The organism is Acinetobacter venetianus RAG-1 = CIP 110063, from assembly GCF_000368585.1.
In the GTDB taxonomy this organism is placed as follows: Bacteria; Pseudomonadota; Gammaproteobacteria; order Pseudomonadales; family Moraxellaceae; genus Acinetobacter; species Acinetobacter venetianus.
Genome location: NZ_KB849560.1, coordinates 16,456 through 29,833, shown reverse-complemented (window position 1 = coordinate 29,833; position 13,378 = coordinate 16,456). Strand labels below are relative to the sequence as shown.

General features: G+C 40.4%; 14 protein-coding genes. 5 read left to right on the top strand and 9 right to left on the bottom strand.

Annotation, left to right across the window (positions count from 1 at the left end; translation table 11 throughout):
* Positions 1 to 3 precede the first annotated feature (3 nt).
* The 5 genes from F959_RS15475 to F959_RS15455 all read right to left on the bottom strand — a co-directional run bounded on the left by F959_RS15475 (position 4) and on the right by F959_RS15455 (position 3,937).
* Positions 4 to 603 carry a hypothetical protein gene (locus F959_RS15475; RefSeq protein ID WP_004881984.1) on the bottom strand — a complete coding sequence of 200 codons (600 nt, stop codon included), beginning with the start codon at positions 601 to 603 and terminating at the stop codon, positions 4 to 6.
* A 143-nt stretch (positions 604 to 746) separates the two neighbouring features.
* Positions 747 to 1,085, bottom strand: a complete 339-nt coding sequence (locus tag F959_RS15470; protein WP_004881983.1) for an RcnB family protein — start codon at positions 1,083 to 1,085, stop codon at positions 747 to 749.
* A 164-nt stretch (positions 1,086 to 1,249) separates the two neighbouring features.
* Positions 1,250 to 1,795: a glutathione peroxidase gene (locus tag F959_RS15465; RefSeq protein WP_004881980.1), complete on the bottom strand. Its 546-nt coding sequence runs from the start codon at positions 1,793 to 1,795 to the stop codon at positions 1,250 to 1,252.
* Positions 1,796 to 1,927: 132 nt separating this feature from the next.
* Entirely contained in the window at positions 1,928 to 2,701 is a 774-nt protein-coding gene (locus F959_RS15460) for an AraC family transcriptional regulator (protein ID WP_004881978.1), read from the bottom strand.
* A 15-nt stretch (positions 2,702 to 2,716) separates the two neighbouring features.
* Complete coding sequence (locus F959_RS15455) at positions 2,717 to 3,937, bottom strand: MFS transporter (RefSeq protein ID WP_004881976.1); 1,221 nt, start codon at positions 3,935 to 3,937, stop codon at positions 2,717 to 2,719.
* Between the two features lie 147 nt (positions 3,938 to 4,084).
* On the opposite strand from F959_RS15455, the gene F959_RS15450 reads away from it, so the two are divergent.
* Both F959_RS15450 and F959_RS15445 read left to right on the top strand, forming a co-directional pair.
* Positions 4,085 to 4,729, top strand: coding sequence for a TetR/AcrR family transcriptional regulator (locus F959_RS15450; RefSeq protein WP_004881974.1), 645 nt, complete (start codon positions 4,085 to 4,087; stop codon positions 4,727 to 4,729).
* Between the two features lie 105 nt (positions 4,730 to 4,834).
* Positions 4,835 to 5,755, top strand: coding sequence for a DMT family transporter (locus F959_RS15445; protein ID WP_004881972.1), 921 nt, complete (start codon positions 4,835 to 4,837; stop codon positions 5,753 to 5,755).
* A gap of 391 nt (positions 5,756 to 6,146) precedes the next feature.
* Here the strand turns inward: F959_RS15445 and F959_RS15440 are convergent, their stop codons facing one another.
* From F959_RS15440 to F959_RS15430, 3 genes are read right to left on the bottom strand one after another with little or no spacing between them, the layout of a single operon-like run.
* Positions 6,147 to 6,716, bottom strand: coding sequence for an L-threonylcarbamoyladenylate synthase type 1 TsaC (locus F959_RS15440; RefSeq protein ID WP_004881969.1), 570 nt, complete (start codon positions 6,714 to 6,716; stop codon positions 6,147 to 6,149).
* 36 nt (positions 6,717 to 6,752) lie between these two features.
* The gene (gene dprA, locus F959_RS15435) at positions 6,753 to 7,889 is read right to left on the bottom strand and encodes a DNA-processing protein DprA (RefSeq protein WP_004881968.1); all 1,137 of its coding nucleotides are present in this window, start codon (positions 7,887 to 7,889) and stop codon (positions 6,753 to 6,755) included.
* 10 nt (positions 7,890 to 7,899) lie between these two features.
* Positions 7,900 to 9,051: a LysM peptidoglycan-binding domain-containing protein gene (locus F959_RS15430; protein ID WP_004881966.1), complete on the bottom strand. Its 1,152-nt coding sequence runs from the start codon at positions 9,049 to 9,051 to the stop codon at positions 7,900 to 7,902.
* Positions 9,052 to 9,171: 120 nt separating this feature from the next.
* On the opposite strand from F959_RS15430, the gene def reads away from it, so the two are divergent.
* From def to F959_RS15415, 3 genes are all read left to right on the top strand, one after another.
* On the top strand, positions 9,172 to 9,702 hold the full coding sequence (gene def / locus F959_RS15425; RefSeq protein ID WP_004881964.1) for a peptide deformylase: 531 nt from the start codon (positions 9,172 to 9,174) through the stop codon (positions 9,700 to 9,702).
* Positions 9,703 to 9,723: 21 nt separating this feature from the next.
* Positions 9,724 to 10,161 (top strand): DUF2946 family protein, encoded by a 438-nt coding sequence (locus F959_RS15420; protein WP_004881962.1) that lies wholly within the window; start codon positions 9,724 to 9,726, stop codon positions 10,159 to 10,161.
* A gap of 73 nt (positions 10,162 to 10,234) precedes the next feature.
* Positions 10,235 to 12,325 carry a TonB-dependent copper receptor gene (locus F959_RS15415; protein ID WP_004881961.1) on the top strand — a complete coding sequence of 697 codons (2,091 nt, stop codon included), beginning with the start codon at positions 10,235 to 10,237 and terminating at the stop codon, positions 12,323 to 12,325.
* Between the two features lie 48 nt (positions 12,326 to 12,373).
* On the opposite strand, the gene F959_RS15410 is transcribed toward F959_RS15415, so the two are convergent.
* Positions 12,374 to 13,135, bottom strand: coding sequence for a hypothetical protein (locus F959_RS15410; RefSeq protein WP_004881959.1), 762 nt, complete (start codon positions 13,133 to 13,135; stop codon positions 12,374 to 12,376).
* Positions 13,136 to 13,378 lie beyond the last annotated feature (243 nt).

Here is a 13,378-nt window from a genome sequence, read left to right as displayed (position 1 = left end):
AGTTTATGCTGCTGAGTTTTGAGTGTTATTGGTACTCTTCAAAACGAGGCTTGCTAACTTCACCATATCCATTTGGATAGTATTCAATTGTTTCTCAATCTGCTCAAAGTTGATTTTAGCAAGATCAAATTGACCATGAAGCAACGGCATGTTGAGTAACTGTTGATTGGCAACGAGAAGATTTTGGCGAATTTGATCAATTTCATTACTTTTTAAATTAAGTGAAAGCAACGTATCGTGTAGACCATGCAATTCTTGATTTAGATCGCCTGACGTTGCTTTCAGTTGTTGCACATTTTTATTTTGAATTGCTTGTTCTAAGCTATTTTGAGATTGTTTTAGCAAAGCAATATAGTCATCAGTTTCGAGCTGTAATTTTGCAATATCACGAGCAATATTCAACATATTGCCTTTGCTTAGATTTTGCGTGTCTTGAACAGAACTCGATTGAATAATTTCATCACTCATATTTTGTTCAATAGCCTGTTCTGATTGGATATTCGTACGATCTTCTTGCGGTGCTTGATCACAACCAGTCAAGGCGAATGCTGAAAGCAGTGTCATGCTTGAAAGAAAGGCTTTGATAGAGAATTTATCCATCATGGCTAAACACACACCAGATCATAAAAAAGGACGCTCACTATAATCAAAAAGTGTGGAGAGGGAATGGGTTGTTGCAAAGAGCAAACAATTTTTAAATAAGGGACAGTCACGATGAACTGTCCCTTATTTACTACCTTAGACCATTAACCATTTAAAATTTTGATAATCGAATGGTTTAAGACATTAATTAAAATATAGTCACCATTCACCTTGATCCATTGCTGGTTTTTGGCAGGTTTATGCAGGTGTTTGTATTGGGCGTAGTTAATTTTGTAACCTTGTCCGCGGTATGCACTCGGAACTTTCTGTCCTACTTTCCAATCTTTAGACGGATGAATTTTATTCTTTTGCACATTTGAATGTTGAGGTGCTTGAGAGTGTTTAACGACTTTTTGTGGTGAATGGTCATGTGGTGCCGCAAAAGCAGGAACCGCGATTGCTGTAGATAACGATAAGATTAGAATTTTAGCAATATTTTTCATGGTTCACCTATATGTGAAGGAAGTGCCGATGAAATGATTTAAACCTAAAGTTGCTAAAATAATGTGGATGTGATGTTTGAAAATGATAAAACTATGCATAAATGATGGATATAAAAAAGCATGTTAAACATGCTTTTTTAAATATATATTGATAAATATTTGATTTATTTTGCTAATTCAGCCTCGATTGCACTCACAATACGTTCGTCCTCCGCAGTAATATCTGGTGCAAAACGCGCAATAATCTCACCATTTTTATTCACGAGGAATTTTTCAAAGTTCCACAATACTTCAGGTGGATTGTTTGGTGTTAAGCCATAATCAACAAGATCTTTCCACCAAGGGCCTTCACCAGTACGCTCAGGAATTGCTTGCGTTAAGGTTTGGTAAAGAGGGTGCTTGTCATCGCCAGCAACTGATATTTTTGCGAAAAGCGGGAAATGCACATCATAGTTCAGCGAGCAGAATTGCTGAATTTCATCATTCGTACCAGGTTCTTGTTCTAAGAAGTTATTTGCTGGAAAACCGAGAATCTCTAAACCTTGATCTTTCTTCGCTTGATATAGCTTCTCTAAACCTTCGTATTGAGGCGTTAAACCACACTTTGATGCAACGTTCACGATCAATAGAACTTTGCCTTGGTATTGATCTAGATCAACATCTTGACCTTTGATGTCCTTAACTGGAATGTGATAAACCGATTGGCTCATGAGATATGTCCTAATTTGTTGTTGTAGCAAAACATCATTGTTTTAACTGCTATTCAAGCTAAGTGCAATGCCCATATTCGGAATGTATACAAATAATGAATACTGTGTTTTTGATTTCAAATTGAAGGTGATTTAAATGGATGCATTTTTTAGTTGAATTGGCGTTTGCCCTGTATAGCGTTTAAAGAACTCGATAAAACTAGAACTATGGTGATAACCCAAAGCAAATGCGAGTTGTTTAATAGTCATACCTTCACGGATTTGATTGATCGCAAAGATGATTTTCGCTCGATTACGCCACTCCGAGAGAGAAAGTTGTAATTCTTGCTGACTCAGACGAAGGATATGCCGTTCACTGACTGAAAATTGCTGCAACACTTGTTGGAGACTTTGATGAAAGGAGTCTGGTGCAGATAATTTTTCTAAAATTGGCGCGAGAATGGGATGTGTACTTTGCGGTAAATAATGTGAATAGGCTGGCGCTTGTTTCAACTGATCAAATAAAACTTGTAATAGATGTTCGAGATATTCAGGTTGAGCCTGTTGTTTTTGTTGTTCCAAAATTTGTACCACTAAAGCGCGAAAAAAAGGCTCAATGCTAAAACAGCGGCAACTCAACCCCAACGCTTGACCATATCTAGGATGTAGCCGAATACAGATATAGTGAATTTCATGTTCTACAGGCAGTGACTGATGCTCTGTACGAGGTGGTAACCAAAGTCCATAGCTCGGTGGGGATAGGTAGTATTGTCCTTCGATATCAAATTCTAAAGTGCCATTTAAACTAAAATTGAAGTCACCCCAAAGTGAAGAATGTGGACTGACAACATCATCCTTTTGGTAGAGAAATTCATGCACTTCTATACCATTTAGAAAGGGAAATTGTTCAGTCTCAGCACGCTTCATTTGAGGTCTCAACGTTTAATTTTCACAGGTAATTTTCGGGTTATTTAAACCTTTGGCTAAGGTGAAAATACTGAGTAATGCTAATGCGACAAAGCTAATCACACCATAAATTAAGATATTTTCATTGAAATGATCAACGACATAACCACCTAGAAGTGAACCTATTGCGATCATGACTTGGAACAATCCCACAAATAAAGGCATACCTTTTTCTACGGCATTTGGTGCATGTACAAACATCCAAATATTCGCTGAAGTTGGGAATGCACCGAATGCAAAGCCCCATAATGCTGTTAAAACAATAGCACCAAACTCATGTATTGCAAAAACTGGGAAACCAAAGAATACGATGGTAAAACAAATGCCGACAAAGGCGAGGGTATAGCGCACATTTAAATTACCACTATAACCTGCAAAAGCATTACCAAAAATACCTGCAATCCCGTACAGCAATAACAGGGAACTGATCGTTGTACCATCAAATCCTGCAATATTTTTAAAGAAGGGTGCAAGGTAACTATAAGCGCAGAAATGCGCTAAACCAATTAGCAGCACGATCAGCATCCCGCTACGTGCTTTAGGTTCGCGGAGCAATGCAGGTAAATCACGGAGATGAATGGCTGAATCTGGTTTAAGTTTTGGTAAGAAAATCAGTTGTAACACTAGGACCACTAAGCCAATCGCCGCCGTGATACCAAATGCACTTCGCCAACCATAAAATTCACTTAACCATGTCCCAATCGGTACGCCAAGTACCGTAGCGAAGGTTACACCAGCCATCACGATCGCTGTTGCTTTGGCAATCGGTAAATGTGCAGGAGCTAGTTTTCCACTTAAAGCAATCGCTGTTGCCCAAAAGCCACCAATTGAAATACCAAGAACCAGTCGACTCAAGAGTAAGACGTGGAAGCTATCTGCAAATGCAGTAATGGTGTTGGCAATGACCATGATCGCCGTGAGTAAAATGAGTACATAACGACGATCAAGTTGTTTGACGGCGATCGGGAGTAATGGTGCTGCAAGCGCTGCCATAACCCCAGGTAAGGTAATAATCAAACCTGCCGTACCGACTGAAATATTGAGATCAGTTGCAACGCTGTTTAACACACCAACGGGCAGAAACTCACTGGTTACAAGAGCAAAAGCTGCGATTGCGACAGCCAAGATCGCGAACCAACTACCTTGAGTTTGAGTTACCGTTGTGGGGTGAGCTTCGGGAGAGGGAGTGTGTTCCATAAAATTTTCCTTTATTATCAGTATTTTGATAATAAAATTAGGCGATAGGGATATTTTTATAACAATTGTTATAAAATAAAATAGTTGATAAAAATTGATGCGTCAATTAATTTAATAATGATCGTTATAAAATAATGTGTAACCCTTATGACAAATAACAATGTATCTGAACAAGAACCTTGTGATCATCCAGCAAAAAAGAAGCGTGGACGTCCAAAGTGCTTTGATGAGCAACAGGCCTTAGAAAAAGCGATGTTGTTATTTTGGGAGCATGGCTATGAAGCAACGTCGATTAGTGATCTCACACAAGCTTTGGCACTGACTGCGCCGAGTTTATATAGTAGTTTTGGAGATAAGACGACGCTGTTTTATAAATGTATCGATTATTATCTTGCACACGAAGCCTGTCCAATTGAAGCCATTTTTTTAGAAGCTAAAACTGCCAAAGTTGCTTTTGAGTTGTTTCTTTACGATAACGTGCAACGTTTGGCACAGCCAGATAAACCTTCGGGCTGTATGTTAGTTGTGGCGACGATGAACTGTTCTGATCATGCTCAAGAGGTGCAACACAATATTTTAGAAAAAAGGCTCAAGACCAAACAAAAATTACTTGAGCGTTTACAACAAGCCGTCGCAGAGGGGGATGTTGTAGAAACCGCACCATTACAAGAAATAGCGGATTTCTATGCCACTGTTTTACAGGGACTCACCATACAAGCAAGAGATGGCGCAAATGTAGAGCAACTGCATAAAGTGGTTGAGCACGCGATGCGAACATGGGATCTGTTCTAAAATTCGTATGTCGTAACTGCGATATAAATGTCTGAAATACGATATTTCAATTAAATTAGACATCTTTCACAATACACACATCAGGTAAATGTGCTGAGATTGATGATGGTTCAGTTGAGTAAATATCAAAAGTGGGCATTTGTTTTGCCACTGATTGCAGTGTTAATTTGGTCGCTTAATATCGCTGTAACGCGTTATGTTGCTGATTATATTTCACCTGTGAGTATCAGTTTCTATCGTTGGTTTGTCGCTTTTCTGATTTTAACGCCTTTCATGCTACCAAAAGTGTGGAAGCAACGCGCGGTGATTGGAAAAGATTTAGGTAAACTGGCCGTGTTGAGTGCGTTTGGGATGGTGTTATATCAAGGGCTGTCTTATACCGCTGCCCACTATACGACGGCGACCAACATGGGAATTGTGAATGCCTTTGTTCCAGTCTTTACCATTTTTATTTCCTATCTGATCTTAAAAGATGTGCCAAATCGCTTTGCAATCTTTGGCAGCTTACTGTCATTTGCAGGTCTGATCTATGTGATGAGTCAGGGGCATATCTCCAGCTTATTTGAGCAGGGTGGACACTGGGGCGATGCTGTTATGGTGGTTGCGGTTGGTTTCTACGCATTCTATGGTGTATTCCTCAAAAAATGGCAATTAAAGCTGCCGCTATTGACCAGCCTTTATGTACAAATTGGCTTTGCGTTATTGTATCACGTACCATTTTTACTTTGGTTTGGCTTAGATGGGATTAATGCTGACAATGCTGCAAGCGTGCTATATGCAGGTGTTTTTCCATCATTGATTGCGCCTTTATTGTGGATGGTGGCTGTTCAAGCAATTGGCCCTAACCGTACCAGTATTTTTATGAATCTTATGCCAGTATTTACCGCAATTATTGCCAGTCTTTGGTTATCTGAGCATTGGACAATCTACCATACGATTGGTGGGATGATGATCCTAGTCGGCATCATAATGGCACAGAAGAAAACCATGAAAGTACCTTCACAGTTAGTTGAAACGGCTTCTTAAATATGAAATGATGAGGTGTATTTGTTTAAAATAGCAACAAACGCACTAAATTATTTATTAGGCGTTCATTCTTTCTATATGATTTACAAATATATTTTCAATAATGTCGAAATTTACGATCAAAAAAAAGCTGAATAAAAATATAAATATAATTTTATTGAAATTTTAAAACTGACAAAAATGGTGCGCTTTTCACATTTTTTGTTAGATAAATAATATATTTGTATAAGTTGAACGATTGATCCATAATACTTTCCATAGCGAGCTGATTCGTTTTTAGAATGAAGACGTTGCTAACCAAATTGATGAACCCTCTGGATGTGATTTACACATCCTTTTTATGCTCAGTTATCCCTATATAACTGAGCTTTTTTTTTGTGAAATTCACTGATTATGCCCGAATGACTTCACCAGTAAGTGCATTGAGGATGCGGCTTGGTTGTTGGCTAAGCCCTAATTCACCCTCTAAATAATTGAGCGAATTACCAAAATAATTTTCTGTTTCGTGCAGACTTTGGGCTGGATTAAGACCCGCAGGATTGGCACTCGTCGAGACAATAAAACCACCAAAATGATTGCATAGTTCAACGCATAAAGGATGAGTCGTTACACGTACAGCCACTAAAGGATGTTGTCCTTTAATCCATGTTGGAATCTGTTCATCCGCTGGTAATAACCATGTGGTTGCACGCTCGGTTGGTTGACGATTTGACCAACTTGCAATGACTTGCTGACGGATTTCAGCGCTTAGACGATGTAGTAAGTGCTCTACTTGATTTAAATGACCCGCTAATAGAATAACGCCTTTCTCTATTGGGCGATGCTTCAGTTCGAGAATATTTTGAAACGCTTGTTCGTTGAATGGATCACAACCCAAGCCCCAAACTGCTTCAGTTGGATAGGCGAGCACCTGACCCTGTTTTAAAAGTTGTGCTGCTTCAGATGTTGAGGATGTGATCATAGGATGAGGATAAGTAAAAGATAGGGACTTACTAGTTTAAAGCATTGGTCGACAACGTAAATAGCGACCACCTTGTTGCATACATAATCCCAATAACTCAAGTTCCATTAACTGGGCAGTGAGTTCTGCGGCAGAAGTCGGGGAGCTTTGTGCGAGTTGATCGAGATCTTGTCCTACCCAATCAAGCTGCTGATACAGAGGGAGTAAATTCGTTGGAATGTGTGCAGGCGCTTCGACTATTTCTTTTTCTTTGCTTGGTTGTTGCTGTGTTTGCCACTGGGTTGGAAGTGCCAAATCTTCAATAATTTGTTCAGGATGATCGATGAGAATAGCACCCTCACGAATCAGTTGATGGCAGCCTTGGTGGAATTCACTGTAGATATGCCCAGGTATCGCAAACACTAGCTTGCCTTGTTCAGCCGCTTTATTCGCAGTAATAAGTGACCCACTTTGTAGAGCGGCTTCAATCACAACAACACCGAGACTCAGACCACTCACAATCCGATTTCTTCGCGGAAAATGTTGCTGTAAAGGCATTGTGGTTGGAAGAAACTCAGTCACGATAGCACCTGATTGAACAATCTGTTGTGCAAGCGTCTTATTTTGAGAAGGATAAACCGTATCTAAGCCTGTTCCCACAACGGCAATGGTTCGATGATGGCTTAAGCCACCACGATGTGCTGCTTCATCAATTCCATGAGCTAAACCACTGCTAATATAAAAACCTTTTTCACTTAAATAATAAGCAAAATCATACGCAACTTGACGACCATGTGGACTCGGTTTCCGACTCCCAACCATCGCAATTTGCGGTTGTAATAAAGCTTGTGCTTGTCCCTGACCGAAGAGAATCGGTGGATGATCTGAATAGGGTAGGAGTTGGGTCGGGTAGTCAATATCTTTTGGCGTGAGAATGAAGTCTGTGTGTTTCAGAATCAGCTGTACAATCTGTTCGAATTTCTGTTGGCCCTCAGGGCTGAGAAACTCGTCCAAACGTTTTAAATGATTGGCATGTAAACCAAGCTGTTTCCATTCTGGGAAACGATGTGATTGTGTTGCCTGTTCACAGCTTCCAAAATGTTGAATAATTTTTTGGAAACTTGAGAGAGAATGTTGAACCAAATACCACACCAACACAGTTTGGTAGTGATGGGGTGATAGTTGATTCAACATCGTTTAGAACTTAGTCATCAAGACGAGGTGGTTTGATGTCTGAACCCACTTTGATTGGGAGTTCACTTTCCAATACGTAGGCATAGCTAATACGATCAAAACTCTTAAAGATCATAACACTACCCACATATTGACCCGGTAATTTTACTTTCTCTTTGGTTTTTGGATCACGTACCGTTTCACCCTCTTGGTATGTGCTGAACACTTGACCGATTTCAACACCATCAGCTGTACCACGGTCTACCGTAACAACGCCATTTTTCGCGGCAGTACCGATTGATCCCATCACACGGATGACTTTACCGCCGTCACGGACTTGGTTTGCATCAGTCGGGTAGAATAAGGTGGGTAACATCGCGTCTTGTTCAAGCATCACGCGGTCACCACGACGAACTTCGCCGTTATAACTATCTGTGAGTTCAACTGTAGTAATGTCATTTTCACTGGTAATTGCAACGCCAGATGCCACTTGTGTGAGTTCAACACCTAAGTTTTGCTTTTTACCATTTTGGTCTAACACGATATAAGGTTGACCTTCACGGAATACGCCATAACGCTGACCATTTTCGAGACCTTGACCACGAACATAGACGCTTTGACCTTTACCAGCCAAGACACGGTTATCTGCTGTACCCAGAATATAAGGCGTATTTGCAATTGCCTCAGCAGGAAGTACCGATGTCCGTTCTAACCATTGTTGAATATGCGCCAGTGGAATAACAGGAACACTATTATTTAACGCTTCAATACGTACCTGTGGGCGTAAGTTAGATGTATTCCCAGAATAACGACGGATGATACCATCACAGCCATCGCCTTCATCTTTACCAATTAAAGGTTTACCGTTCAGGCTACAAAGAAGCAGTTTGTCACCTGGATAAATCCAGTGAGGATTTTTCACATGTTTGTTGCTTGCCCAGATTTCAGGCCAACGCCATGGCTTGCTTAAGAATTTTCCAGAAATATCCCAAAGCGTATCGCCTTTTTTCACCACATAAACGTTTGGTGCACCCGCTTTAACAGAAGGAGGGCTGACATTTGGACTTGCTGCATGAGCCAGATTTACGCTCATACCTAATCCCGCACAAATCGCAACCGCAATCAGTTGTTTTTTTAACCCCAAGGCATGAAATGATTGTATGCCGTTTAAAACCTTTTTCATTATCATAATTCCTAAAAATTATGTGTGTAGTTGCGCTATAATAACGACTTTACACACAATTTTTTGATCAAGCATTCCCTTCAGTTGGTTTTCTGATCAATGGCATAAATGAGGAACAGTATGGCCTTATTACCTATTTTAAGTTTTCCTGATTCCCGTCTTCGTACCATTGCTAAGCCAGTCGAAGAAGTCACTGATGATATTCGTCAGCTTGCAGCAGATATGTTAGAAACCATGTACGAGGCACCGGGTATAGGTTTAGCGGCAACTCAGGTTGATCATCATATTCAGCTTATTGTCATGGACCTTTCTGAAGAGAAAAATCAACCGATGGTGTTCATCAACCCCAAAGTCACTCCACTGACTCAAGAAACGCAGCCTTATGAAGAAGGCTGTCTCTCTGTGCCTCAAATATACGACAAAGTTGAGCGTCCGTCACGCGTAAAAATCGAGGCAATTAACCTTGAAGGTCAAGCATTTGAGTTAGAAGCTGACGAACTTCTCGCTGTTTGTATCCAACATGAAATGGATCACTTAAATGGCAAACTTTTTGTTGATTATTTATCGCCGTTAAAACGTCAACGTGCACGTGAAAAAGTCGAAAAAGTAGTTCGCCAACGTGAAAAAGAGAAAGTTACAGTTAAACGTTAAGTTGTACTGTCTTTAATTGAGATGTTTTCTTTGTTTCGTTGTGGTTTGTTGCTTGCATTTGCCGCGGTCTGTTTACAGATTGCGGTATTTTTGCAGCCGCTACTTCCGAAGCAGTATCAAATTGCACCAGTCTGTGAAACGATTACCAAAGCTTTATTGTTACCCAAAGTACAAGCTGAGCAGAGTCAATCACAGCACCATGCTCATCATCATTCACATCAACTTGAACAAACATCCGCATCTACATCGGCGCATGATCATCATGATCCAAGCCATCAGTGCCAGTATTGTACGGTCTATGCCAATCTGATATTGCCGCCTGAGTTGGGTGTAAAAGAAGTTCTGGTTCGGATCCAAGTTCGTTTAGTTGCGTATCAGCAAGCGTTTCGCCACGTTTTCTTCTTACTGCAACGCCTGTTTTTACTTCCCCAAGGGCGAGCGCCGCCACTCTTTGCATAAATTAAAACGTCAATTTCATTAGGGTTTTCAAAACCCTAGCCTAGTTTTACTTATGTTTTAAGAGAGACCGATCATGGCTCAACCTAAATTTTTATTACAACCACTGACGGTTGCGATTCTTGCTGCCTCAAATACAACAGTTTTATGGGCAAATACCGATGTACAGTCAGAACAACCAGCCCCTGTTGTTTTAGCGCCAATTGTTGTTACAGCGGTACAGCCGAATGATGCAAATGGATTGATTATCCATGCTGATCCTAAACAACCGATTCAACCCGTTCCTGCAACGGATGGGGCGGATTATTTACAAAGTATCATGGGTTTTAATGCCATTAAGAATGGTGGAACCAATGGTGATGTGACTTTCCGTGGCATGTTTGGTTCACGGATTAAGATGCTTGTTGATGGTAGTGAAAATTTGGGTGCATGTCCGAATCGTATGGACGCGCCGACTTCTTATATTCAGCCAGAAAGTTTCGATAAAATTACTGTGATTAAAGGGCCACAAACGGTGCAATATGCAACGCCTGGCTCTGCTGCAACGGTAATATTTGAGCGTCAGCCTGAAAACCTGAGTAAAGATCAGCCTTATCGTGGGCAAGCCAGTGTTTTAATCGGTACGTATGGTCGATTAGATCATAATGTAGAAGCTGCAATTGGCGATGAAACTAAATATGCACGTTTAAATGTGAATCGTTCTGTCGCAGATGACTATAAAGATGGGGATGATCAAAGCATTCACTCAAATTGGGAGCGTTGGAATGCTGATCTTGCCTTGGGTTGGAAACCAACTGAGGATTCGTGGTTGGAACTACGTGCAGGCAAGGGTGATGGTGAAGCTGCTTATGCAGGACGCACTATGGATGGCTCGCAGTTTAAGCGTGAAAGTTTAGGATTACACGCTGAACAGAAAAATATCACAGAGGTGATTAAGAAAATTGAAGCCCAAGTGGACTACAGTTATAACGATCATGTGATGGATAATTATAGTTTACGCACGCCGCCGATGACGACGATGAAGATGCACGGTATGGAGATGACTGTACCGAATAAGATGTCGATGCGCGTTGATCGCCGTACTTTAAATACACGTCTCGCAGTAACAACTGATTGGGATAAATTTAGCGTCGTTTCTGGTGTGGATACACAGCAGAATAAACATGGTGGTGACATGATTATGTATGCCATGCCATCCATGAACTCGCCGTATGCTGAAGACTTAAAATTCCAATCTTATGGGGCTTTTAGTGAATGGACATATGCCTTTGATCCAGATCAAAAATTAGTTGCTGGCGCACGTGTTGATCAGGTCAAGATTGATAATCTGGAAAATGGTAAAGACCGTAAAGATACTTTGCCAAGCGGTTTTATCCGTATTGAGAAGAATCTACCTGAGCATGGATTAAAAACTTACGCAGGTTTGGGCTATGTGGAACGTACACCAGATTTTTGGGAATTGTATAGCACGTCAACAGATCGAGGTGTTGGCACAACAGATATGATGGGTGTGACAACTTATCGTATGCTGGATAATTTAGACAATCTCAAGACTGAACGTACGGCACAACTTGACCTTGGCTTCCAAGCTGAACATGGTGCTTGGAATGCATGGGCATCAGCTTATGCTGGTTTGATTAAAGACTTCATCTTAATGGAATATACGCCAAGTAAGAGACAGCCATTGGCTCGTAATGTTGATGCCACAATTGCAGGCGCAGAAGCCGGTGTTGGCTATCAATTTACGGATCGTCTCCAAGCCGATGTTTCAACCATGTATGCTTGGGGTGAAAATACATCCGATGATCGAGCTTTACCACAAATTGCACCTTTGGAAGGGCGACTCAATCTTCGTTATGTCGATGAAAAATATAGTTTAGGTCTATTATGGCGTGCGGTTGCTAAGCAAAGTCGTGTGAGTTTGAATGAAGGTAATGTCGTTGGCTATGATATGAATGAAAGCAAAGCATTCAATACATTGGCAGTGAATGGAACTTATAAACTGACTGATGCTGTAGATGTTTCGGTAGGGATTGATAACGTTTTGGACAAAGCTTACACCGAGCATTTAAATAAAGCAGGTGCGTCGATGTTTGGTTACGCAGCTACTGAGCAGTTCAATAATATTGGACGTAATTACTGGATGCGTATGAGCATGAAGTTCTAAGTGATGAAAAAACAAGGTGGATGATTCCACCTTGTTTTATTTGTGCTTTTAAGCCAAGCAATCTTGTTTTGGCATCAAACTATCGCAATACAAGGGATTAAGAGCACATTGCAAATCATCGATTTGTTCTTGAGTCACATAACCTTTTGCTTTGAGATATTCAGCAACACGGTCATCTCTTAAGCTCAAGAACGCAGCATCATAAACACCTAAATCTACGAACATTGCAGCGGTTTCTAAACTATTAAAATGATCGAGAAATACATCATTTTCATGCATCAAGAATATATGTGTCAGTGCAGCTTGAGAATTTACTTTCAAACGTTGGGCCAATTGTTCTGGACGCGTTTTAATAAATAACAGATCAGAAAGTTCATCAAATTGAGTTTTATCTAATTCGCTGTTACCTGATTTGACATGCCCTAGCCATGCTTTAAAGACCAATACAGCACCGCCACGTAACAACATACTCCACATTTGATGACGTGTTCCATGGTCGAGATGTGCTGATTCATTTTCTAAGACTTGAAGAAACTGTTCTTCTTGCTGCGCTAACTTATCAAATAAGCCCAGTCCTTGAGGATGGTAAGCCGCAGGTGCAAAAACATCAAAATTTAATTCGTGGAAAACTTTTAACGCCAATGGAACAGCTGCTTGATACAGTGTGTTGAGTGCGCGAAGGTGAACATCATTAAGTTCACTTTGTCCAAAAACTTTTTGCCAGTCTAACTCAGGTAATAATGCGTTAGCACTGTATTGACGATAAAATTGTAGAGCATTCTGTTCTGAAATGGCTGAATTGCTATTCATGATCATTGTCCTTTATGACGGTCTTGTTAGAAACCCGAAAAGGAAAAGCCTAGGTTTCTATCAGTTTGATCAATTTATGAGGGATTCCGAATGCAAGTAGAATACGACTAAAGTTGTAGATAGCCGTTTTTATAATAATAAATAGTTTAAAAACAATATCTTGTATAATTGTAAGTAAGTGTACAAACGTTCACTAATGTAAGTGATAATTTTTGCCATAGGCAAAGGTCATTTGAGCACTTT

Bases quoted from the DNA above. Each gene is read 5' to 3' on its own strand.
- F959_RS15475 (WP_004881984.1), bottom strand. From the start codon at position 603: ATGATGGATAAATTCTCTATCAAAGCCTTTCTTTCAAGCATGACACTG.
- F959_RS15470 (WP_004881983.1), bottom strand. From the start codon at position 1,085: ATGAAAAATATTGCTAAAATTCTAATCTTATCGTTATCTACAGCAATC.
- F959_RS15465 (WP_004881980.1), bottom strand. From the start codon at position 1,795: ATGAGCCAATCGGTTTATCACATTCCAGTTAAGGACATCAAAGGTCAA.
- F959_RS15460 (WP_004881978.1), bottom strand. From the start codon at position 2,701: ATGAAGCGTGCTGAGACTGAACAATTTCCCTTTCTAAATGGTATAGAA.
- F959_RS15455 (WP_004881976.1), bottom strand. From the start codon at position 3,937: ATGGAACACACTCCCTCTCCCGAAGCTCACCCCACAACGGTAACTCAA.
- F959_RS15450 (WP_004881974.1), top strand. From the start codon at position 4,085: ATGACAAATAACAATGTATCTGAACAAGAACCTTGTGATCATCCAGCA.
- F959_RS15445 (WP_004881972.1), top strand. From the start codon at position 4,835: ATGGTTCAGTTGAGTAAATATCAAAAGTGGGCATTTGTTTTGCCACTG.
- F959_RS15440 (WP_004881969.1), bottom strand. From the start codon at position 6,716: ATGATCACATCCTCAACATCTGAAGCAGCACAACTTTTAAAACAGGGT.
- dprA (WP_004881968.1), bottom strand. From the start codon at position 7,889: ATGTTGAATCAACTATCACCCCATCACTACCAAACTGTGTTGGTGTGG.
- F959_RS15430 (WP_004881966.1), bottom strand. From the start codon at position 9,051: ATGAAAAAGGTTTTAAACGGCATACAATCATTTCATGCCTTGGGGTTA.
- def (WP_004881964.1), top strand. From the start codon at position 9,172: ATGGCCTTATTACCTATTTTAAGTTTTCCTGATTCCCGTCTTCGTACC.
- F959_RS15420 (WP_004881962.1), top strand. From the start codon at position 9,724: ATGTTTTCTTTGTTTCGTTGTGGTTTGTTGCTTGCATTTGCCGCGGTC.
- F959_RS15415 (WP_004881961.1), top strand. From the start codon at position 10,235: ATGGCTCAACCTAAATTTTTATTACAACCACTGACGGTTGCGATTCTT.
- F959_RS15410 (WP_004881959.1), bottom strand. From the start codon at position 13,135: ATGAATAGCAATTCAGCCATTTCAGAACAGAATGCTCTACAATTTTAT.